Origin of the sequence: [Scytonema hofmanni] UTEX 2349 (genome assembly GCF_000582685.1) — a bacterium.
In the GTDB taxonomy this organism is placed as follows: Bacteria; Cyanobacteriota; Cyanobacteriia; order Cyanobacteriales; family Nostocaceae; genus Hassallia; species Hassallia hofmanni.
Genome location: NZ_KK073769.1, coordinates 1,224,752 through 1,248,760, shown reverse-complemented (window position 1 = coordinate 1,248,760; position 24,009 = coordinate 1,224,752). Strand labels below are relative to the sequence as shown.

Below are 24,009 nucleotides of genomic sequence, written 5' to 3'. Positions count from 1 at the left end.
TGTGCAAAACTATTTAAATCAACTTTTATCAAAGCTGAAGTCGGTTGCTCCGCGAAAACCAGGATATGCAGGTGGTAATATTCTCAATTTACTCTGGCAGCTTGATGTTGACCTGAGTGGCTATGATTTTTCTAACTTAACGGTTTGGCAAGCTTACCTACAGGGGATGAATTTGCATCGAGTCAACTTCGCTAATGCAGATTTAAGTAAGTCTGCTTTGACTCGAACCTTAGGGGGTGTTTTATCAGCAACTTTCAGCCCAGATGGAAAACTACTGGCAACAAGTACTGACAGTGAGATTAGCTTGTGGTCAGTTGCAAACATCACACAAATTATTACCTGCAATGGTCATACTGCTTGGGTACAATCCCTGGCTTTTAGTCCAGACGGGCAAATTTTAGCCAGTGGTAGTAACGACCAAACGGTAAGATTGTGGAATGTCCGCACTGGGCAATGTCTGAAAACACTGCGAGGTCATACAAGTTGGGTACAATCCCTAGCTTTTAGTCCAGACGGGGAAATTTTAGCCAGTGGGAGCAACGACCAAACGGTAAAATTGTGGAATATTCACACAGGGGAATGTCTGCAAACTTTGTCAGGGCATAGCAATCGAGTATTTTTTACTACCTTCACTCCCAATGGAGAAACTTTGTTAACAGGGAGTGAAGACCAAACTGTGAGAGTGTGGGATGTAAATACTGCTTCTTGCCTGCGAGTCCTAAAAATCCCCATCAATTGGGTGTTATCTATTGCTCTGAGTCCAGATGGACAAACATTGGTGACGGGGAGCGATCGCACAACGGTGAAATTTTGGGATTTAGCTAGTGGTGAGTGTATAAAAATATTACCAGACTATAACAGTCATGTGTGGGCAGTTGCTTTCAGCCCAGATGGTAAAACATTGGTGACAGGAAGCGAGGATAAAACTGTTAAAATATGGGATATACTAACAGGGAAATGTCTGCAAACTTTGCACGAGCATAGCAATTTACCTTTAAGCGATCGCAATGCTTCACGTATTTGGTTGGTTGCTGTTAATCCAGATGGTCAAAATTTACTGAGTGTTAGTGAAAACCAAACGATGAAGTTATGGGATGTCCACACAGGACAATGTTTGAGAACAGTGGATGGGTATAGTAATTGGATATTATCCGTTGCTTTTAGTCCAGATGGTCAAATGTTGGCGAGTAGCAGCGAAGACCAACGGGTAAGATTATGGGATGTTGATACGGGGCAATGTCTGCGAACTTTGCCAGGACATACAAATCTAGTATCATCAGTCACATTTGCTTCCCAAAACCTAAATGGTTACATAGATGAAAAGGGCATAACGTCATCTGAGGAGATGGGGAAGCACCGTCAAAGTCAGATATTGGCAAGTTGTAGCGACGACACAACTATCAAACTTTGGGATGCAACTACAGGAAAGTGTTTGCAAACACTTTGGGGACACGATAGTTGGGTACATTCGGTTAGCTTCAGTCCAGATGCACAAATTTTAGCAAGTGGTAGTCGTGACCAAACGGTAAAGCTTTGGGATTGGCATACGGGAGAATGTCTGCACACCTTGCAAGGACATGTTCATGAAGTAAAAACAATTAATTTCAGTTCCTGCGGTAAAATCTTAGCGAGTGGTAGCGATGACAACACTATTAAACTTTGGGATACAAGTACGGAAATTTGTCTACAAACTTTGTCAGGACACAGTGACTGGGTTTTATCTGTTATGTTCAGTCCCCGTGCAGATATCCTTGCTAGTGCCAGTGGAGACCAGACTATTAAACTGTGGGATGTTAATACCGGGCAATGTTTACAAACGTTAACAGGTCACATATATCGAGTTAGAAAAATTGCCTTTAGTTCTGATGGCAAGATTTTAGCTAGTGGTAGTGACGACCAGACTATTAAACTGTGGGATATCAATACAGGTGCTATTCTCAAAACATTTCAGGGACACCACAAAGCTGTACGGTCAATTGCCTTTAATTCTAATACTTCCATACTAGTTAGTAGCAGCGAAGATGAAACCATGAAGCTTTGGGATGTTGAAACAGGTGAATGTGTCAAAACGATGAGAATTGATAGACCCTATGAAGGTATGAATATTAAAAACGCAATTGGTTTAACAACTCCTCAGAAAAACACATTAAAAGCTCTTGGTGCAGTAGAGAGAGACTAATATCATGTACGTTTAATTAACACTAATATCAATATCACATATACTGTAGAGACGTTCCTTTCGTAACGTCTCTACAGTATATGTGATTTGTCGGACATGATATAAGATGCTCCCTATGCTAACTTAATGGTTAGTCATCATACAATTAGGGTGCAAAAAACGATATGGAAAATCAAGAACTTAAAAAAGCTCCTGAAATAACAATAGACGCTTCAGAAAAAGGTAGAGAAGCTGAAGTAAAATCTGATGCATCAAGCGATCAAAATGTCGAAGTAGAAAATAAAGAAACTAAAAAAGCTCTTGAAACAACAGCACAATCAGATGTATCCGATCGCTCTCCAGGAAAAGATAGAGGCTTATAGGTATCATATGATGTCCGTTTAATTAACACTAATAAAAACCTACCTACCGTCGTAAAGACGTTCCGTCGTAAAGACGTTCCGGCGGAACGTCTCTACAATATGTGTGATTATTAGGGCATGATATTGCACCCCAGCACTACCAATATCAACCGCTCTTTATTAATCGGGGTGATTGTACGCATTTTGCCTCTGGTGATATTACTGACCCTGTATATGGGAAGTTGTTGAGGGAAGCGATCGCTCTCGGTTTAGAAGTTTTACCCTGTCGTTTTCAAGTCACTCCAGAAGGCATTCAGTATTTAGGTTTGGCAGAATGCAAATTTTAGTAACTACTTATTATATCATGTCTGGTAAATCACACATACTGTAAAGACGTTCCGGCGGAACGTCTCTACGACGGTAGGTAGGTTTTTATTAGTGTTAATTAAACGGACATGATATTAAATATGATTTGATAATGTAATAAAATCCCTTGGTTTTAAAACCAAAAAAGACCAATATATGAGAAATTGTGTAGATAACTGCGCGATGAAATTGTGTAAAAGATTTATGAAAGGACACAGGCAAGTTAGAGGCATCCCAAAATTACATGACGAACTAAAGACGCGAGTGAACTTAGTACTTACACCGACAGGTATTAAAGGATTCGATAGTCTAACTTGCGATCTGAAGTTATGCCAGTTCAAGCTGGTAGAATGGATTGGGTGGAAATTAATACCTATTGACAAATTTTCCTCAGTACTCTGGGCGATCGCACAGAGTACTGCCGTGGAAAAAAAGAGCAACCTTCTTGCTTCTCACTTGCTAAAGTCGCGGATATCTCGGACATTTGCGGAGATGGAAGAGAGATTTTGGTATATTAGACATCTGGTAGAAAAGACGTAGAGACGTTTCAGTGGAACGTCTCTACAAGGGTTTTGGGCAACTCATAATAAAAGAGCGATCGATGTCTATTAGTCAGAGTCCTGATTTTAAATTCGATAAATACTAATTTTTACAACGCTATATGGATCACCAACCCGAAGATATTATACATCAGCGCTATAGAATTATCCGCTTTATCGGTAAGGGCGGATTTGGCGAGACATATCAAGCGGAAGATACACAATCACCAGGACTTATTTGTCTTCTTAAATACCTAAAGCCCCAAAACAACAATCCATTACTCTTGCAGATTGCGGAAACAAAGTTCCGTCAAGAGGCAGAAATTTTGCGTCGCTTAGGGAGTTACAATCAGCAAATTCCACAACTTTATAATTACTTCCAGGAAAATCAAAAATTCTATTTGGTTCAGGAATATATTGAAGGTCAGAATCTAAAGAAAGAAATCGAAAATCAGCCTTTAAGTGAAAAACAAGTTATTGATGTTTTGTATGATGTTTTAAAAGTATTAGATTATCTATCTCACAATAATGTTATCCACCGCGATATTAAACCTGAAAACTTAATGCGGAGGACGAGCGATAATAAAATTTTTCTCATCGACTTTGGGACAGTTAAAGAAGTTAGTGTTTTATCAGTTAATTCTGAAGGGGAAACAGTCACAACAATGGTTATTGGTACACCAGGCTATATACCAGATGAACAACTTAAAGGAAAACCGAAATTTGCAACTGACATATATGCTTTGGGTGTAACCGGATTCAAACTTTTAACAGGACGAATTCCTGTGAAGAATCACAGAGACGAAATTATCTGGAATGGAGTACAGATTAGCCCGCACTTAGCGACAATTTTAGATAAAATGGTGCGCTCTGATTATAAACAGCGCTACGAAACAGCATCTGAGGTTCTCGCAGATTTAAAACCCCTGACTCTGTTGGATCAAACACTAAATCAGCACTACTACATTAAAAGCTACTTGGGTGGAGGAGGGCTTAGTTATACATATTTAGCACAAGATTTACAACGTCCCTACCAATCTGATTGTATCGTTAAACAACTTCATCTGCCAGCCAAGAACCAGCAAATTTTGCAGTCAGCACAAAGTCACTTTGCAACCGCAATCACAGAAGCCCAAAATTTTCCTCACCAACAAATTCCACGAGTTTTGGATCACTTTCAAAAAAATCAAGAATTCTATTTGGTTTATGAATTTATAGAAGGTGAGACTTTAAACAAAAATATTACAGTAAACAATCGCTGGAGTGAAGCGCAAGTTATTGCTTTATTGAGGGATGTTCTAGAAATATTAGCATTTATCCATGACCAAGATATCATTCATGGAGATATTAAGCCTTCTAACTTAATTCGACGACAGCGGGATAACAAAATTGTTCTCATTGATTTTTCTAAATTTAAGCAAATTACAACTTTAGAGTTTAATCGTCAGAGAATAGTTGTTGTTAAACCAGGGGGAACATATGGATATATGCCTGCCGAACAACTTCAAAATCAACTGAAAACTTGCAGTGATATTTATGCTTTAGGTCTAACAGCTATCCAAGCTTTAACAGGAGTATCTCCTGAACAATTACAGACAGATTCTCAGGGAGAGTTTGTATGGCGAAATCAAGCCACAGTTAGCCCTAAGTTAGCAAGAATATTAACTAAGATGGTGCGCTTCCAATTTGGACAGCGCTATCAATCGGCAAAGGAAGTTTTAAATGCTCTAAATGTTCCAAATGTTCCAAATGTTTTGCAACCGAGGCGATTTTTCGGACTCTTGTTCATCTTGCTTCTGGTCGGTGGTTTTATTTTCCACAGAAGTTTACTAAATTATCAGAGAACAAAGTTTTTTGAAGAAGGTAAATCGCTAGAAGCAAATGAAAATTATAAGGAAGCGATCGTCAACTACAAAAAAGCAATAGAACTTGATCCAAATACCAAAAACTCCGAAGAAGCTCGGATAGGTCTGGGCTATGCTTTAGGCAAACTCAACAGAAATAAAGAGAAATTAGAGGCTTGTCAAGAAGCGACTAAGAAGAATAATAATTCCTTTAAAGCTTGGCTTTGTAAAGCAAATGCTGAATCTGATTTGGGGCTATACGATGAATCAATGGAATCTGTGGAGATGGCTAAGAATTTAAGTTGTAGCTCTACTGACAAAGACTCTGTTGGTTATTGTTCCGACGCTTGGAATAATCAAGGTACAACATTGTTAGGATTGAAAGAACCAGATAAAGCGCTCATCGCATTTGACAAAGCAATTGAAAAGAATCCCAAAAATCATGTTGCTTGGACTAATAAAGGTGACTTGTTGACCAAAAATTCTCCCCAAGAAGCTCTTAAAGCCTACGTTGAAGCCCTTCGTCTTAAGCCAGAGTATAAACCAGCGCAAGAGGGTAAAAAACGTTTGGGAGGATAAAATTTACAATAAATTTTGCTCATTGTAACCCACAATTTATTGTAGGAGTGCAAGACCTCATATCATATCCGTTTAATTAACAGTAATAAAAACGTCACAACCGTCGTAGAGACGTTCCAGTGGAACGTCTTTACATTACAAGTAATAAACCTGTCATGATATTACTCCCCTTCCCTTGTAGGGAAGGGGTTGGGGGTTAGGTTTGTATTGGACATAAGGTACAAACCGCACCGACTAAATCCAATTACCCGCGAGAATAAAAGGCGCCCAGTATAAAGGATGTTTGTATAAAGGATGTTCGTGCTTCTCATCTCTTATAAGAGATATCTGAGCACTGCGAAGTGCTTCCGCTCTACTCATTTTTTTCTCACGGTTAGTTAAATTTTTGTAAAATTCCTCCATCAGCAAAGCTGTAGCATCATCTGATACATTCCATAAAGTGGCAATTGTGCTACTCGCTCCAGAGCGCAACACTACCCCAGCGATACCTAAAGCAGCTCTCTCATCTCCTGAAGCTGTTTGACAAGCACTTAAAATAAGTAATTCAATGTTTCTGCTCCTAATTCTATCTTTAGGGTTGAGCAAATTCCGGAACTCATCTATACCAATGCTATCTTTATCCCCAGTCAGAATAAATGTTTTCTCGCGGTTAGAACTAAAAACACCGTGAGTTGCTAAGTGTACTACATTAGGAGAAGATTTAATTTTTTCTTCTAAATTCTTTTTGTTAAAATTTTTATAAGGAAGTTCATCGCGAAGTTCATCGTAAGGTATTCCTAAATTCTTATTAATACATTTAAAGGGAAGTTCATCGCGAAGTTCATCGCGAAGTTCATCGTAAGGTATTCCTAAATTCTTACTAATACATTTAATCTTATTCAATTCTGTACGTACACCTTTTAGTTCTCGGAAATCATGTCCCCTTGCAGATCCTCCCTTACTAACTCCCGCTGCTAAAATTCTGATATTTTCGGGTTTAAGTGGTTTTGGCTGTATCAGTTGCTGACCTAAACTTAGAACTATATTATATTTTTCAATAAGATAATTTTTGCCATCATAAAGAGCAGCTATTGGAATTTTCTGGAAAGGACGATCAAGTACAAAAACTAAAGTTTTTATATTTTCTTTGATTAACTGTTGCTTTAACTTCAAAGGGATTAACCAATTATATATCTTTTGGGATAGATTTAAAATCTTCTGTTTATTTAAAGCTAATTCTAATTTGTATTTTGCAGTTATTACTATCTTTATAGCAGAGTCTTCGTTCTTGTATATAATATTAACCAAATCCTCTAAAGTGTCCTTAACTTCTTTCTTAGGTATTTCCTGTGAATAATGATGGGATTGTCCAGATTGAGAGACAATCACTTCTAAACGATCTTCCAAAATAATTGGATAGATAACTGCTGTACTCCTACTCTTATCAATCTTGTCAATTTGAACTGGTTTAGCTATTGGTAGTGAACAAGGTTCTTGAAAGAAGTTATCTAGCTCTGCCAATTGCAAAGATTCCATGACAAGACGAGCTATATCTAAGGGATTTTTTGGTGTTTCATCCTTCGCAGATTTGTCTGCTCCTGGAATGTTATTCAACAATACCAAGTTTTTTACATCAATTTTACCGATTTCAGCTTGTAATAGTAAATCGATAAATTCTCGATATACAGGTTCCACATCTTGACGAAAAGCAAACTGGTTATCAGCATTAGTAACTAAATCTCCACGGAGCGACTGGAGTATATTCCATGCTTCAGCGTAAGATACAAGTGCTGCTTTAATATCTCCTTGAGCTTTAAGAATGCGTCCTAATTGGCTTCTCTGACGATATAAAACTTGACGGTTATCAACATTAATATCACCATATAATTTTATGGCTTCTTGAGTAAAGCTTTTTGCCTGAGCAAGGTAGAGTTGCTCTTGTTTTGTTAGCTTTTCTCTATCTGGTATTTGCAGTTCGTATAGCCTAGCAAGATTACTTAAAGCTGCTGCTTCTGCTTGCTTGTCTCCGAAACTGCGAGCTTGTTGAATAGCGTTGGATAGAAATTTAGCAATTTCTTGTTGGGAAAAGTCATCTTTGTTAGTATTACTTTTAAGTTTAATCAGATTATGAGTAAAATTAATCTGCGCGTAGACTGTTTCACGACTTTGTGGTAAGTTACTCAAATGACACTTGATTTTGGGCAACAAATCTTCTACTTTTACTATAGTATTTAATTCTTCTTGTATATAATTTTTGTTTTCAGATAATGTTTTTAGTATACGATCCAATCGCTGTTTTGATTCTCTAGAAGTATCAATTTTTCTGTTAAGCAAATCTTGGTGTTTTTCAATCTGTTCATCCCACCATGCTTGCATTTCGATTCTTAGGCTGAGTTGATTAAGTTCAGCCTGAATCTGTGTTATTAGTTCAGCCTTAGCCTGGGGTTTTGCTGCTTCCTCATAATGCTGGAATGCTGGTTTATATAGTCCTAAAACTTCTTTTTTTATTTTCTGACATTGCTGATATGTATTAGATTCTGATTCACACTTTTCTTCAATAGTATATAAAATTTTATCGTAATCTAACTCATCTCGTTTTTTATTACCTCTAGCACGTTCTAAATTGCCTAATGCGAGTAGAGATTCACTCTTTTGTTGAGGATTTTGTTTAGATGCTTGCAAACTTATTTCTAAAATTTGCTTAGATAAATCTAATTTACCAAATCTTTGTAATATCTCACCGAGAAGACGCAAACCAATTATCTTATTAAGGACATTTTGTTCTTTTGAGTTTATATCTTCCAGAACATTGTTATTCCTATTAATTAATTCCTTGCAAGTTAAATTGAAATTGCCAAAAGTTTTTAGAACTTGATCGCAAGCTTCCGAATAAAGCCCTAAAGATTGCAAAGCTTTGGCTTTATTAATTAGATTTTTGTTTTTCTCATCCTCATTTTTACCATAAGCATCTGCTGCTTTTTGCCAAGTTTCGGCAGCTTCGGCAAAACGTCCAGCGTCATAGTAATCTTTTCCTTGCTGTTCCAACTCTAAGGCATTGGATGTTATCAAAGTTGGTTGTAATTTACTTTCAAATCCGACAACTTTATTTGCTAAGATAGCAGGAATAATTAAGCTAAAAATTAATGTGAATAATGCTAAAAAGAACGCGGCAAACTTTTGACGATGCTGATATCTAAACCTATTTCTTAAAATGGATTGTACTGCATGGAAAAATATAGACCTTTTTCTTGCCATGTTCTATCCCTCGAATTAATATCAGTTAAAGGAATGCCATAATCTAAACGAGCTTTGAAACGTTCACCCATTTCCCACTGCAAACCCAAACCAACACTAGCTAAAGTGTTAGGATTCGGTGTATTTCTGCCGGAACTATTCCAAGCAGTACCAATATCAACAAATGGAATTAACTGTAAAACATTTTTCCCCCGATCTGTATTGTAAATAGGTAATTGCAAATCTGCGGAAACAAAAACACCATTATCACTAAAAACAGCATCTTGACGATAACCTCGCACGCTGTAAATACCACCTAATGTAAACTGCTCTAAAGGCACGATCGCTCTACTAGCTATTTGCACATCAGAACGCAGTAAAAGTTTCGGTGTAACCCGTGGATTGTCAGTTTCCAAACCAAGTAAGCGCAACCACTGTAATTGTCCTCGCCATGCAAAAAAACGACTATCGGGAGCCTTATCATTAATTGTGGCGTCAAATGCGCCCACACCCAAACTAAACTGAGAACGGGCAATTAAAACTTGTTGAAAACTACTTCGCTCGTACTCTTGAAAGAAACGCAATGCGGAAATCCGGGTGTTTCCTTGTGCGTCTGCTCCTACGGAAATGGGAAAGTTTACCCCTAAAATAGAAGTATCGCTTTCTCGCCGAGTTAATGTCAAGCCAAGTGCTAATTCTTGGGCGAATTTATTGTTAGCATTCTGCACTATTGGCTGACGCACAGTGAGATCATAGTTACGGTAATTTGACTCAATATCTAAGTTTTGAAATGGCGGTTCAATGATATTGCTGAATGTGTTGCTATAGCTAAAACTAATAGTACCATTGTGAGGATTAATTGGTATGGTGTAAGTTGTATCTATGGCGTTGCTGCCATCGGTATTGTTATAGGCTATATTCAGGCTATCTCCTAATCCAGTTAAATTAGCCTCTTTTATCTCTAATCCCCGTCGAAAACTGCCAATACTAGGGTTTCTGCTATTATCAGCAATGATTTGGGTGCTAAAAGAATCTGCTTCCTCAATTTGGATTTTGAGTAAATTCGTCCCAGGAGTTGTGCCAGCAGATAGTTCTGCTGATATCTTTTTAATCAGAGGATCTAGTTGTAATAGTTGCAGAGCTTCTTGTAAATGTCTGACATTCAGGGGTTTTGCAATGGCTAAATTTAAACGCGATCGCACATAATCATCATTCAAGCGTCTAGAACTTGTCTGCTCTCTGGCAATCCGAACCTCTTGCAAACTACCTTCAAGAATCTGGATTTTAACAACACCACCTGTCAGGGTTTGTTCTGGGATATATGCACCAGAAGTAACATATCCCTCTTTGATGTAGAGAGCGGTGATTTTAGAAGCAGCTTGGAGCAATTGGGGAAAACTAATATCTGTGTCGGTAAATTCTTTTAGTTCTTGACGCAACCTCTCTTGACTAAATACTCCTTTTGTGTAGCCGACAAAATCAAAACGTTTAACATTAATGATTCCAGCAATATCGAGATTTTGTTCGGGTAAGTTCGGTGCCGAGGGCAAAATTTGCAGAAGTTCTTCTTGAGGAAGTAGCGGTTCAGGTATCTGGAGTTGCTCCCGATTGGGAATTTGAACTGGGGGAATATTCTGCGATCGCGCTGACAAATATATCCCACTCGCAGCCAATAATCCCAGATTTAGCACTAACAACTGCCAAAAAAACCTCATACTGTAATAATTTTTAACGCACATGGCAGTTAGCTGTAGGTAGCCTAGAAGTTGGAGTTAAATTAGCCGCATTAGCTGTAAGGGAAACTACTTCACCTTTGCTGTTAACTAGCCATCCTGTAGCTGGTCGTGGATAATTATTTAATGGCAATAGCGATCGCTCTGTCCCACTGACTCTGACAGCTTCACTGCTAAGTGGTTCGGTAGGACTAGGTGGTAGTCCACCACGTCCGGTAATAATAAATTGGCTGCTATCTTTTCCTGCCTCTGCTGCACAAGCTTGCGCTACCTGGTTTTCGGGAGCGAGAACTGGGGGTTGAACTAATCCTTGACTCGGTGTCACATCTGGAGTATTTACAGTCACAATCCCATCGAATTGAGGTCCTAAGGCAGAAGTGGCAGCGATCGCATTTTCAAGGGCAAACAGTCCTTGGGTAGTAATTTGCACATTTCCCCCTAGTCTGCCAGCATCTGCCCTAATGCTGCTATTTTCTAAGAGGGTGTTTATAAATAAAAAGTAAAGAGCACCGCAGTCATTCTCCAGGACAGGTATTTTAAAAAAGACAGTTGTCATATTTGAATTAGGTGACATGAGTCGAAAACCTTATCCCACAGACATTTCTGATCCGGAATGGGATGTGATTAAATCCATGATTCTGGCAGAACGTAAACGAAAACGTGGAAAAAAGCGTGAAGTCGATCTGCGCGAAGTGGTAAATGCAATTTTTTACGTCTTGCGTGCTGGCTGTTCGTGGCGAATGATGCCGCATGATTTACCAGCATGGCAAACTGTATACTCGTATTTTCAACGTTGGCAGCGCAAAGGCGTATGGCAAAAAATCCATTCAGCTCTGCGATCGCAGCTCAGGGAAATCTCTGGACGAGACGCAGAGCCATCCGCCGGAATTATAGACTCTCAAACCGTAAAAATGACTGAGAAAGGAGGAACCAAGGGCTATGATGCCGGAAAAAAGATTAATGGTCGTAAACGCCATATCCTTGTTGATACGATGGGTTTAATCTTGATGGTTGTTGTGCACGCAGCTTCAATTCAAGACCGTGACGGGGCAAAGCTCGTATTCGATAAAATTTTTCATGTGTTCCCAAAGTTACATTTAATTTGGGCAGATGCTGGTTATGCTGGCTCGTTAGTTGATTGGGTTAAATATTTTATTGGTTGTGGCCTCGAAATTGTTAAACGTTGCGATCGCACAGACGGTTTTAAAGTATTGCCCCGACGTTGGATCGTAGAGCGTACCTTTGCGTGGCTTGGTCGCTACCGCCGTCTGAGTAAGGATTATGAATATCTTCCGCAAACGAGTGAAACCATGATCTACGCTGCTATGACACATCTGATGTTACGTCGATTAGCCCGTAATCATCGTTGCTCAACTGCTTAAGATTTATTTTATAAACACCCTCTAAGACGGCAAGGGTATCTGCGGTAATTGTGATGTTACCACCATTGCCATTTTCAGCAGCAGTAGTAGATATTTGAGAGTTGCCGCGCAGTTGTAAAGAATCTTGAACTTGTAGATTAATGTTAGCACCGTTACCCGATACCGTTGACCCGATAATCGAGCCATTATCTAACTTGATTTCGTTAGCTTGTGCTTGCAAGTTGCCGGCTGGTCCTGAACCTCTAGCACTCACGGACACTTCAGCTCCATCTCGAATACTCAACAAACCAGTATTAATTTCTAAGTTACCACCGATTCCCGTAGCTTCATTTTCTCCGATAGTTGGTCTTGGTTCTCCAGACAAAGCAAATAAACCGCTGGCAAATCTAGATATCTCAATTTGTCCGTCACGTAAAAGTTGTACCTGCCCTATCCCACTCAAATCGATACGATCTGAGGCATTGACAATCAAATTACCACCCCTACCACCAGGGATGCCGTTTTCACCCCTACCACGAGTAGAGACTGAAATTCTTGCCCCATCTTTAATCACCAACCGGGGTGTATTAACCGTTATAGAACCTCCATCTTCCGTTCCTTCAGTAGCAGCAAACAAACCACTGCGGCTGAAGATTGCAGTGTTGGGAATAGCACTTGCCCCAATGAGTTCTACTAAATCGGAAGCACGGACATTAAGCTCTCCCGAACTCCCCGTTCCAAAAGCTGTAACCGATATGTCTGCACCATCGCTAACTCTCAACTGCCGAGTATCAATGGTGATATTACCAGAGTCCCCCGTACCACGGGAGGTAGCAGCTAAAGTACTGAATCCTCGATTAAGAATTGATGATCCAGTTATATTTATAAGATCAGCTTGAACGGTAATATTTCCACCCTGACCGCTACCCGCAGTGCTTGCTGATACTTGTGCTCCATTTTGAATAGTTAACTGCCCAGTTTCAATTCTGATATCTCCTCCATTACCTGTAGCTGCATTTTCTGGGATATTTGGTCTTTCCTCTCCAGACAAAGCAAATAAACCACTGGCAAATCTACCATTCAAACCAGTACCACTTAGTTCTATCACTTTCGCATTGATAAGCAGATTACCACCAATACCACCTAGTTTACCGTCCTCCCCTCTACCCCGTGTAGACACAGACACCCTTCCCCCATCCAGTACCCGCAAGTTAGGGGTATTAATTGTTATATTTCCGCCATTTCCAGTTCCCTCAGTAGCGGCAAATAAACCACTACGACTGAAGTTTTGACCATTTGAACTGATGCGATCGCCTATTAATTCTACAAATTCAGAGGCATTGACAGTCAGATTTCCTCCCCTCCCGGAGTTAAAACTTGTCACCGACACATCACCACCATCTCTGGCAGTCAACCGATTGGTTGTAATATTTATGCTTCCAGAATCACCAGTTCCTCTTGAGGTAGCTGCAATTGTGCTGAATACTTGACTGTCTGGTGATGCACCGCTGACTTCGACTGCATCAGCTTGCACATTAATTCTACCAGCGCTCCCTTGATTTAAAGCTTGTACGCTAATTCTAGAGCCATTTGTGACAGTCAAATTTGTCGCTCGAACAAAAATTTCCCCACCGTTTTGACTTCCAGAATTATCGGTGACAATTGCCGATCCATCAGTCAGGGTTACGCCTCCACCTTGCAGTTGGATATTACCACTATTGGCACTTACCGTAGACTGGGATAGTTGAATGTTGCCAAAATTATTTATACCGCTATATCCTAAAGTCCAGCCGTTAGCTGTGGGATTCAAGTTTACCAAACTGTTACCAGCAACACTACCGAGTTCAATTCGTCCCTGTGGTGCTGTTAACTGACTATTTTCTAGGGTGACATTTCCACCTACTAAAGCTATAGTTTTTTCTGGCAATACTTGAAGATTAGCAGCACGACTGATAATGTTTGCAGACATTCCTGGAAATTGCAAACCCAGAGGAACAGTGATACTCAATAAAGATGTACTTTGAGGATTAATAGCGCTGAACTCGTTGCCATCAGGAAATTTGATGCTACTTGCTGTACTAGCGACAAATGAACCCCCAATATCTAACGTTGCATTGCGTCCAAAAATAATTCCGTTGGGATTAATTAGAAATAAGTTGGCATTACCTGTAGCTTGGAGCAAACCATTAATATTAGAAGTTGAATTGCCTGTAACCCTTGTGAGAATATTTTGAATAGTTACGGGATTATTAAAAGATGCTGTCTCACCAGTCAGAACGGAAAATTCTTGAAAACTGTGGAATAAGTTACTTCCAGCGATAGTTCCCCCATTAATAAGTTTGATATTTCCTTGGGGTGTGACAACTGAATTGACCCTCAGGGTGTTATCTGGGACTATTTGCGCGATCGCGGGATTTGTTGCAATCAGCAAGCACAGGGGAAGACTGCAAGGGAGCCACTTAGAAAGAGCATACCGTATGATTAGATACACAAGGACTGGATAATCACTAGATTAGGGTTAGTATTGATAAATACTACAAACCATCCGCAAAAGTCAAGTAATCAGTTACAATCTTAAAAAGTTTTATTCTTCAATTACATGAAAGTGCAAAAACCATTGTTGCTTGGTTTGACTACGGTGGCGATCGCTCTCACTGCTACCCCAACCTTCAGCCAGTCAAGTTCTAACAAAAGTACTTTATTTGGCTGTGAGACTATTGAGAATACACCAACCACTGTCGTTTACAATCCCCAAAATCAGAAAGAACAAAAAGTGCTGATTAACTGGAAAAAGGAGTATATCGATTCACAGAACCTTGACTCAAATTGTAAACGCGTAGCTGAGATATTAAATAACCGCTACGAGAAAGAAGAATTAGGTTTATGGGCATTTGAGCCTAATTCAAAGAATGGAACTGGTCTTGTTTGCTTGATTAGTCAACCAGGTAAAAGCTGCAATCTTAGTGGTGAGGAGTTGTTAAGTATCAAAACAGTTAACAGAGAACAAAACTTATATGACGCTTTCATTGCGGTCGTTGATCCTAATTTAATTGAGCTAGATAAAAATACATTTGAAAAGAAATTTAGAGGTAATGATCGAACTTACATCAAAATGAAACCTAGAAGTTTTTGGCAGATAATATTCAACTAGAAAACATTAAATATAAGACAAAACCTCACCCTCGCTTTACCCAAGGGTAAATCTTGCCCTCTCCGAGATCGCAAAGAGGGATGTCCGGAACGGACAGGGTGAGGTTTTTCAATATTTTTGGGAATTCGATAGCTTGTGTGTACACACTACCCTTCTTGAGGGGGAAGCCAAAGGCAGGGTGAGGTTTTATATTTAATCTGTTCCACCTGACTTAAAAGAGGGGGAAAGGGAAAAAATTTCATGAGTTATTGCAGATTGCGCTCTAATCGAATACACGTAGAGAGGTAGCAATGCTACATCTTTATCAGGATTTGGGGCTTAAATCAACGGTATTGAAATATATCAGAGTGCTTATCCTAAGTATTTATGCAGTTGCTTTATTGCATGATTTGCAATAAGTATCTCCGGAAAAGATTTAGAGACCGCTTTCTTTACACACAAACCTAACCCCCCTTCCCTACGTTCCCGCAGCGTCTCGAAGAGAGGGAAGGGGGGTTTTAAAGCCTCTCTCCGTTTCGGGGAGAGGTTTGGAGAGGGGTCTTTTTTCTTTTCTGGAGATATCTAATAGGTATAAAATATACATAAAAATAATAATATATTATCTATTTGTTTTACTTAACACCAGAAGAGAACTTATTGACAAAGCCTGTATATTAAAATACAGTTATTAGCTATAAGACAGCTTATAATTACAGCAAATAAAATAACTTGTTTGTAAAATAAAGACAAGTCATAAAAAATAATTTGGATAAAACTTATGAAGAGTAAAATCATTGCAGCCTTGGCAATCATCGCAAGTGTGACAAGCTTCGGAAATTCAGTTTATGCACAATCACCATCAACGCAAAACTCAAATACACAACAAGATACCCTAACTGGTGATTCTCTCACCGGAATTAATAATAGAACAGCGCAGGATGACTACGGCAAATTTTTTGCACCAAGCAATTCTGCCAATGCTCCTGGCAATAATACGCAAAAAATTGTCCCTCTAGGTATTTTGCAAATCGGGGATCAACTCGAATTAAGAAGGCTTGATGAACCTCTAACACTCACAGACACTCCCATTATCCTGCAACCGGATCAGTCTGATAACAGCGTTAATGATGGGGTACAAGTGCAGCTTTTTGGTCAATAGGCATAGGTGTAAAAAAATGTAGAGACGTAGCAATGCTACGTCTCTACAAGGGTTTCGGGCAACACATAATTAATTTGCACATCGGTTGTCTAATCGCATTGATTTTAAGCACGAAGAGTGCTAAATACAGGTTTTTCTCAATGGTTGCGGTTAGGCAAAGGATTATATACTGGTAGAATCAAATAGCCCCTCTGTCTTACGTTGTATATAAGCAATTCAAAGACAGAGGGGACTTTATTTTTAGGCGATACTCATGATTGAGTCGCTCCGCGATCGCCTAAAATCATTAAGTTGGCAAAAACACCAATTTGTAAACAATTTGCAGTAAAATTATTCCTTTAGATAGAGGAGGGCAAAAAAGATGACTCGTGTGATCATCGTGCGCCACGGTCAAAGCACATATAACACAGAAAAGCGCATCCAAGGTCGCACAGATGCGTCCAGCATCACCGAAAAAGGTCGTAACCAAGCCCATTTAGCAGGCAAAGCCCTCAGTAATATTCAATTTAATGCTATTTACAGCAGTCCTTTAAGACGAGCGAAAGAGACAGCAGATATCATCCAAAGTGAATTGACAATAGATTCTAGAGAATCTATTGTTGGGCAAACCTCTGATAAATTGCTGGAAATTGACCTTCCTTTATGGGAAAGAATGCTCACTACTGATGTCAAGCAGAAATTTGCTGAGGACTACCGCATCTGGAAAGAACGTCCTCACGAACTGCGGATGCTAGTTCCAGAAACTGAGGGAACAAAAGAACATTTCCCGGTTTTGGCTTTGTATGAACAAGCGCGGGAGTTTTGGCAAGAAATTTTGTCTCGCCATCAAGGACAAACCATTTTGATTGTCGGGCATAACGGCATCAATCGGGCGTTAATCAGCACCGCATTGTCCATATCTCCATCTCGCTACCATTGTGTACAGCAATCTAACTGTGGCATCAGCGTACTAAATTTTTCTGGGGGATTAGGAGAACCAGTCCAACTAGAATCGATGAATCAGACGCAACACTTAGGCGAAATTCTGCCTTCCTTGCGACCAGATCATCAAGGAGTCAGATTGTTGCTGGTGCGTCACGGTGAAACTGAATGGAATCGTCAAGGTAGATTTCAAGGACAAATTGATATCCCCCTAAATGATAATGGTAGGCTTCAGGCACAAAAAGCCGGCGAATTTCTCCAACAAGTAGCAATTGATTTTGCCGTTAGTAGTTCAATGCTCCGTCCTAAAGAAACTGCGGAGATTATTTTAGAGCATCACAAAAGTGTAAAGTTGGATTTAGTTGATGGTTTAAGAGAAATTAGTCACGGACTCTGGGAAGGAAAATTTGAAAAAGAAATAGAGCAAGAATATCCGGGAGAATTGGAACTTTGGCGAACAATTCCCGCATTCGTACAAATGCCTGAAGGGGAAAATCTGCAACAAGTGTGCGATCGCAGTATTGCAGCTTGGCAATCTATAGTTGAAACAGCAATACTAAATCAACTTAAAATCGGCTTAGTAGTCGCTCACGACGCTACAAATAAAACCTTGCTTTGTCAGATTCTCGGTTTACCACCAGAAAATTTCTGGAATTTCCGTCAAGGAAATGGTGCAATCAGCGTTATCGATTACCCTTGCGGACTCGATGGTTTACCAGTAATGCAAGCAATGAATATCACCGCTCACTTAGGTGGAGGTATACTCGATAAAACCGCAGCCGGCGCACTTTAGAAAAGTTAGGAGCAGAGACGCCATACAAAGAGCGTCTGTATAGAGTTATGAATGAGGAATAAAGTTAGGAATAACAAGCAAAAAGTAAATAATTCCGCTCCTTTGCTCCTAACAGACGTTCCGGTGGAATGTCTCTACCTAAGTACAGACGTTCCACGGTCACGTCTCTACCTAACTTCGCGCTTCTTAACTCGTAACTCCAAATTTTTATGACTGAACTGCTACAACAAGTAAGAATTATCGACCCAGTTTCTGAAACTGATCAAATAGCTGATGTGTTGATTGCTGATGGTTATATCAGTTCCGTCGCAGAAACTATTTCTGATGTTAGTGCCGATACTCAAATCAGAGATTGTCGAGGATTAATTTTAGGATCTGGGTTGGTAGATTTATATAGTCACTCTGGTGAACCTGGGTTTGAACAACGGGAAACTATTTCCTCTTTGTTGCAAGCTGCTACTGCTGGTGGCTTTACAAGAATTAACCTTTTACCCGATACATCTCCACCAATTGATAACCCAAGTGTGGTAGTGCAGTTATTGCAGATGGAGAAAGCAGGACAAGGGAGACAAGGAAGAATTTCTCCCCCCTCTCCCCCTCCCCCCCTCCCCCTCTCCTCCCCTCCTCCCCTCCACCTCTGGGGTGCTATCACTCAGGATGTTGCGGGGAAGCAGATGACCGAATTGGCAGATTTGGCGGCTTCTGGGGTGGTTGGTTTTGCTGATGGCGGAAACTTGGAAAATTTGGGGCTGGTGCGACGAGTGTTAGAATATCTCCAGCCTTTGAAAAAACCGATCGCTTTTTGGTGTTGCGATCGCCTTCTTATGTCTAATGGTGTCATGCGCGAAGGACAAGACTCTATTCGTCTAGGTTTACCAGGCAATCCCGCTATTTCTGAAACTGCGGCGATCGCTTCAGTGTTGGAATTAGTCGCTGCCATCGGTACCCCTGTCCATATTATGCGCGTTTCCACGGCTCGCAGTGTCGAACTCATCGCCTCAGCAAAGTCTCAAGGTTTACCCGTCACTGCCAGCACTACTTGGATGCACCTTTTACTTGACACTAAGGCAATTAAGAGTTATAATACAAGCCTGCGTTTAGAACCACCTTTAGGAACACCGAGCGATTTAAAAGCCTTGCGTGCAGGTGTGCGGATGGGTATTATAGATGCGATCGCTATTGACCATACACCGCATACTTATGAAGAAAAGGTGCAAGCGTTTGCGGAAGCTTTACCAGGGGCAATTGGATTAGAGTTAGCATTACCGCTGTTGTGGCAATATTTAGTAGAAAGCGGTGAATTTACAGCTTTGGAATTATGGAAAGCTTTGAGTAATCGTCCTGCGGAGTGTTTAGGACAGAAAATGAGTGCGATCGCTCCTAATAAAAAAGCAGAATTGACTTTATTTAACCCCCAAGAAAGCTGGAAAGTCAACACCGAAAATCTCTACAGTTTATCTAGTAATACACCTTGGTTGGGACAACAGTTAACAGGTCGAGTAATACAAACTTGGTGTTAGTTGCGAGTGTCCCCTCCATAAATGGTTCAACTACCGATCTCGTTTGGTTGAAAGGGGAAAGGAAAAAAGGGGTGCATGTGAAGAAGTTATTCACAACACGCATAAACTTTTTTCTTACCTGAAATCTGCTGTAAGTAATCACTGTTAACATAAAGCAAAAATCAATGACAACTCTTAACGCTCGTAATTTGTCCCTAGACGATGTTCAACGTCTTTTCGGCTTTCAAGAACAGTACGCTGATTCATTCACACCATTGCTATCGCTAGAACCCCTCACAGAATTGGAACAGCAGGAACTTGTACAAATACGAAATGATTTTCGCCGTTATCTAACAGCAGGCAAAGTTTCCGAAGGGCAAGTAAAGTTTCTTGTAGTTGCACCTTTAATGCGATTAGCGGGATTTTATCGCTATCCTATCCAGATTACTTTGGAAGAAGATATAGCAGATATCATTATTGAAGATGAAGATACAAAGATTACTGGCAGGATGGATATTCTAGCTGTTACTAAAGCGAAACGCATAACAGCTAATACATCTTTTTGGATATTGGTAATTGAATCTAAAAATAGTAGCGTTGCCCCAATAGAGGGTTTACCGCAATTGCTGACATATGCTTATAAAAGTTTACAGTATCAAACTTCAGTTTGGGGATTAGTGACAAACGGACAATATTATCAGTTTGTGTATATCAAACAAAGTGATATTTTAATTTATCAGCTAATGCCAGTGTTGAATTTTATGGAATCTCAACGTGCAATTGATTTGCTACAAGCTTTGAAAGCAATTTGTCAGTTATCGCAATAAAATATAACTTATACAGAATATTGAATTAACCGCAGATGAAGATAGATAAACGCAGATGGACGCAGATAAATTTGTACCTCTTGTGCGTTTCCACCTGTAAATAAAAATGGATTTATCCCCATTTAATAATATAATCATGATATTAATTGGGCTATTATTGTGAATTTTGATAATGTCTGTAAAGTGCTGGCAGAGAAATATCCAGCAGATTTTGTTAGGTGGTTAATTGCTGAAGAATCTACCAATGTTAAGGTGTTAAAAACTGAGTTAAGTTTAGAACCAATTCGTGCAGATTCTGTGACTTTTTTGCGAACTGCTAATAGAATTTTGCATATTGAGTTCCAAACTTTAACACAATCTAATCCTGCAATTCCTTTCCGAATGCTGGATTATTCTGTGAGGTTAAAACGTCAATACAAGTGTCCAGTTGTACAGGTAGTAATATTTTTGCAGGAAACGGATGATGAAATTGCTTTTACTGAAGAATATGTGGATGATACAACCATACATCGCTATCGTGCAGTAAGAATGTGGGAGCAAGATTCAAGCTTATTTTTGAGCAATTCGGCATTGTTACCGTTAGCACCTTTGTGTCGAACTGATTCCCCGCGAGATTTATTATCGCAGGTTGCTCAGGAAGTCGCTAAAATTTTAGATAGGGAGACAAGGCAAAATACAGCAGCATATATTGAAATTTTAGCTGGTTTGCGGTTTGAAAAGGGTTTGATTCGTCAGTTATTAAGTGAGGATATTATGCAGGAATCAGTTATTTATCAGGATATTTTCCAGAAAGGTGAGCAGAAAGGTGAGCAAAAGGAAGCTTTTCGCTTTTTAACTCGACAGTTAAATCGACGCTTTGGTGAGATAGATTCAGCAATAGTTGAGCGTATCAGAATATTATCTACTGAAGAATTAGAAGCGTTGGGGGAAGATTTTTTAAGTTTTTCAAATGCATCTGATTTAGTTGCTTGGCTTGAGCAAAATACAATCACTTAAGTAATCGTAGGCAAAATGTTGGATTACGACGCATTAAAGATTATTGATTAAATTTACAGATATTTGTGCGTCTTCAGCCAACCTACGTATTCAGATTTTGACACCACAAGTTTTTCTCAATCGGTATTTTCCTGATATGCTCTAATTCCGAAACTGACAAATCTTGTGTGTTGCTGCCTAACCCACCCTGCAATAAATTGATTGCTCATAGCTCAAGTCTACTTTAGTAGACTAGGTATGCTTTTTAGAGGATGTTTGAAAAGTTCTCTTGTCAGTATCAAAACCTTCTAGATCCCCCTAAATCCCCCTTGAAAAGGGGGACTTTGATTCCGGTTCCCCCCTTTTTAAGGGGGGTTTGTTCGGTTCAATAAGTGCCTAAAATCACAGCTAACCACTTTTCAAACAACCTCTTAGTCTACTTTAGTAGACTTATACTATTAGGTTGGGAATTGATTCCCAAGCGGGGAAGATTTGTTGACCCAGTGCCAGGTAAGGTCAACCTAGAACCCGCAATACTTCGTGGGTAATGACTTGATTGTGAATCTTTAGAATTTACTGTAACCCTTATATGTTAGAGTTTACAACTCTGGATGCGAGAGAAGACCGGGCACACACACCCAACCCCCACCAAAGTCATTATGCTCTCCCTCCCCTCTAGCTAATGTTGCAGGAAGATGTCCTTCGGGAGCATCAATATCAAAACTGAGGTCTGTATAGTAGATCCATTGGGCACCCGTCCTCGTTACGTCTTCTTCTTTGAATCCCAGGTTTTTATTAATATCCTCTAAACATTCTACTATTTTGTTGTATATAACTGTCTCATACGTCCGCCAGCCGACGCGATCGCCTAACTTTGTGTAGTCTTTAGCTACACTTTCCCAAATACGCTTCTGCACACTAAACCCAAAGCGCCCATCACTATATTTTACCCACAGTTGGTCAATGGTGCGTAAGTCAGCGGAAGGAAAGTTTTTAATCGATTCGGGATCAAGCCAAACTTTTTGTTCTCTGTCAACGGCTTTGAGCATCACTGCGAGAGTTTCTTTGTCTGCTTCTTCCCACTCGTAAGCTTTGAGTAAATCGCGCAACCGCGTATAGTCTATACCCTTCTCAGAACTGAGATCATTATTCTGCTGCGTTGGTTTTACAGTTGTTGTTTGAATAGATTGTTGTTCTTGTCGCTGCTTTTTGGCTTGTTGTTGTTGTTTCTGGTATTCTGCTTGTTTTCTGGTTAAAAGTGGTGCTTCAATTCGCTCTATATCTTCATCGTTGAGTCCTAAGGACTGTTGAAACTGTTTTAATCCATTGCGGACATATTCATCTAGCGGGTATTGTACTTTAATTGCTTTTGTAAATTCCTGCTCATAATACCGCAGGCTATTTTCATATTCTTCTTTTTCTTGTTGTTTTTGTATCTGAACCTGTTTTCGATATTCCGCTTTTTTAGCAGATGTAATCTCTAACTCAATTGGTGCTACATCTTCATCTCTAAGACCTAAAATATCCTGCTGATAATCCTTCAGTATCTTACGAGTATGTTCATCCACTGGATATTTTTGCTCAACTACCTCAACAAAAACTTGTTTGTAACTTTCCAAGTTTGCAAAGCGTCTGCGTAAAGGTTCTAATACTTCGGTTTCTATTTCCTCGGCTTTTTCATCTGTAATTTTAAATGTTTTCCGTTTCGGCTTTAAAATTAAGTAGGAAAGTTTACTAAGTTCACCATTTTGGGCATATTGTTCAACAAGCTTGCGATACTCCGCTTCTGGATTCCTTGGAGCAGATGACAGTAGAATATTAAAGCCTTCCTTATCCAGAATGATCTCTGGTGTCATCTTAGGCTTTACCGCTTGAACTTTTGCCTTAGCGTAAGCGTGCAGTTCCTGTACATGAATATTGCCATCGTTGTCAGTGTCTGCTGCACCTGTCTCAATTCCCTCAACTAAATACTGAGTATAGAGCGAAAGCGGTAAAATTTCCTGTTCAAATGAAGTTTGAGTTGCACTACTAGATGTGAGAATAACTCGTCCCTCAGCACCTAGCTGCTTTTTGAGATCGACACCGACACTTTTTGTCCTCCAACCTTGAGCGATCGCACCACTGTAGCAAGCATCCAAAATCAATACTTGCCGTTTAGCATAGCAATTGTTTGATTGTCCTTGAATAAAATTTGCATCTACAGCAGTAGCTTCAAAGTCGTTTTTGGCTGTATTTTGAGTTGTTAAATAGAGATGACCATCATCATTAGTAATACCATGACCAGAGAAAAATAATAATACTAAGTCATCTTTTGCAGCTTCTCTAAACAGCTTTTGAATTGCCCTTCGCATTTTGCTATCAGTGGGATTAAGCAGACGTTCAACTTGATCAAAACCTCCCAAACTTGGATTTTGCAAAACTCGCTGCATAGCTTCCACATCATTGAGAGCAGATGATAGGGGAGGGATACCTTCACCGTATTCACTGACTCCAATTAGCAGCGCTATCTTCTTAGGCATTTGCTCCACCACCCATTGCTGCTAACAGGTC

At 39.7% G+C, this 24,009-nt stretch carries 16 protein-coding genes and 1 pseudogene; 12 read left to right on the top strand and 5 right to left on the bottom strand.

Features of this window, described 5'->3' with window-relative positions; translation table 11 throughout:
* The 5 genes and pseudogenes from TOL9009_RS42760 to TOL9009_RS42470 form a co-directional block, all read left to right on the top strand.
* Positions 1 to 2,179: WD40 repeat domain-containing protein (locus tag TOL9009_RS42760; RefSeq protein ID WP_038298304.1), on the top strand; the 2,179-nt coding region annotated here is incomplete at its 5' end.
* 164 nt (positions 2,180 to 2,343) lie between these two features.
* The gene (locus TOL9009_RS0135715; protein ID WP_029638296.1) at positions 2,344 to 2,541 is read left to right on the top strand and encodes a hypothetical protein; all 198 of its coding nucleotides are present in this window, start codon (positions 2,344 to 2,346) and stop codon (positions 2,539 to 2,541) included.
* A gap of 152 nt (positions 2,542 to 2,693) precedes the next feature.
* Positions 2,694 to 2,867: pseudogene (locus TOL9009_RS44160) on the top strand (DNA/RNA nuclease SfsA); the annotation flags it as partial.
* Positions 2,868 to 3,090: 223 nt separating this feature from the next.
* Complete coding sequence (locus tag TOL9009_RS41625; protein ID WP_144238465.1) at positions 3,091 to 3,426, top strand: hypothetical protein; 336 nt, start codon at positions 3,091 to 3,093, stop codon at positions 3,424 to 3,426.
* 121 nt (positions 3,427 to 3,547) lie between these two features.
* Complete coding sequence (locus TOL9009_RS42470; RefSeq protein WP_029638294.1) at positions 3,548 to 5,848, top strand: protein kinase domain-containing protein; 2,301 nt, start codon at positions 3,548 to 3,550, stop codon at positions 5,846 to 5,848.
* Between the two features lie 234 nt (positions 5,849 to 6,082).
* Here the strand turns inward: TOL9009_RS42470 and TOL9009_RS0135700 are convergent, their stop codons facing one another.
* Genes TOL9009_RS0135700 through TOL9009_RS0135690 form a run of 3 tightly spaced genes read right to left on the bottom strand, consistent with a single transcriptional unit; the run spans position 6,083 to position 11,368 of the window.
* Complete coding sequence (locus TOL9009_RS0135700; protein ID WP_029638292.1) at positions 6,083 to 9,082, bottom strand: CHAT domain-containing protein; 3,000 nt, start codon at positions 9,080 to 9,082, stop codon at positions 6,083 to 6,085.
* On the bottom strand, positions 9,034 to 10,776 hold the full coding sequence (locus TOL9009_RS41610) for a ShlB/FhaC/HecB family hemolysin secretion/activation protein (RefSeq protein ID WP_186227774.1): 1,743 nt from the start codon (positions 10,774 to 10,776) through the stop codon (positions 9,034 to 9,036). The genes TOL9009_RS0135700 and TOL9009_RS41610 overlap by 49 nt, the downstream gene beginning before the upstream one ends.
* Positions 10,777 to 10,789: 13 nt before the next feature.
* A complete protein-coding gene (locus TOL9009_RS0135690) occupies positions 10,790 to 11,368 on the bottom strand; it encodes an S-layer family protein (RefSeq protein WP_029638290.1) in 579 nt (192 codons plus the stop codon).
* Here TOL9009_RS0135690 and TOL9009_RS0135685 point away from each other — a divergent pair.
* A complete protein-coding gene (locus tag TOL9009_RS0135685; RefSeq protein ID WP_029636216.1) occupies positions 11,367 to 12,176 on the top strand; it encodes an IS5 family transposase in 810 nt (269 codons plus the stop codon). The two genes, TOL9009_RS0135690 and TOL9009_RS0135685, sit on opposite strands and share 2 nt — an antisense overlap.
* Here TOL9009_RS0135685 and TOL9009_RS0135680 read toward each other — a convergent pair.
* Complete coding sequence (locus tag TOL9009_RS0135680) at positions 12,118 to 14,586, bottom strand: two-partner secretion domain-containing protein (RefSeq protein WP_029638288.1); 2,469 nt, start codon at positions 14,584 to 14,586, stop codon at positions 12,118 to 12,120. The genes TOL9009_RS0135685 and TOL9009_RS0135680 overlap by 59 nt on opposite strands.
* A gap of 168 nt (positions 14,587 to 14,754) precedes the next feature.
* Between TOL9009_RS0135680 and TOL9009_RS0135675 the strand changes: the two genes are divergently transcribed.
* The 6 genes from TOL9009_RS0135675 to TOL9009_RS0135650 all read left to right on the top strand — a co-directional run bounded on the left by TOL9009_RS0135675 (position 14,755) and on the right by TOL9009_RS0135650 (position 21,480).
* Positions 14,755 to 15,306, top strand: a complete 552-nt coding sequence (locus TOL9009_RS0135675) for a COP23 domain-containing protein (protein ID WP_029638286.1) — start codon at positions 14,755 to 14,757, stop codon at positions 15,304 to 15,306.
* Between the two features lie 757 nt (positions 15,307 to 16,063).
* Complete coding sequence (locus tag TOL9009_RS0135670) at positions 16,064 to 16,444, top strand: hypothetical protein (RefSeq protein WP_029638283.1); 381 nt, start codon at positions 16,064 to 16,066, stop codon at positions 16,442 to 16,444.
* Between the two features lie 361 nt (positions 16,445 to 16,805).
* On the top strand, positions 16,806 to 18,158 hold the full coding sequence (locus TOL9009_RS0135665) for a histidine phosphatase family protein (RefSeq protein WP_029638281.1): 1,353 nt from the start codon (positions 16,806 to 16,808) through the stop codon (positions 18,156 to 18,158).
* Positions 18,159 to 18,367: 209 nt separating this feature from the next.
* Positions 18,368 to 19,678 carry a dihydroorotase gene (locus TOL9009_RS0135660; protein WP_029638279.1) on the top strand — a complete coding sequence of 437 codons (1,311 nt, stop codon included), beginning with the start codon at positions 18,368 to 18,370 and terminating at the stop codon, positions 19,676 to 19,678.
* A 164-nt stretch (positions 19,679 to 19,842) separates the two neighbouring features.
* On the top strand, positions 19,843 to 20,484 hold the full coding sequence (locus TOL9009_RS0135655; RefSeq protein ID WP_029638277.1) for a hypothetical protein: 642 nt from the start codon (positions 19,843 to 19,845) through the stop codon (positions 20,482 to 20,484).
* A 159-nt stretch (positions 20,485 to 20,643) separates the two neighbouring features.
* Positions 20,644 to 21,480, top strand: a complete 837-nt coding sequence (locus TOL9009_RS0135650) for a DUF4351 domain-containing protein (protein WP_029638275.1) — start codon at positions 20,644 to 20,646, stop codon at positions 21,478 to 21,480.
* Positions 21,481 to 22,058: 578 nt separating this feature from the next.
* Here TOL9009_RS0135650 and TOL9009_RS41605 read toward each other — a convergent pair.
* A complete protein-coding gene (locus TOL9009_RS41605) occupies positions 22,059 to 23,978 on the bottom strand; it encodes a caspase, EACC1-associated type (protein WP_038298592.1) in 1,920 nt (639 codons plus the stop codon).
* Positions 23,979 to 24,009: the final 31 nt, after the last annotated feature.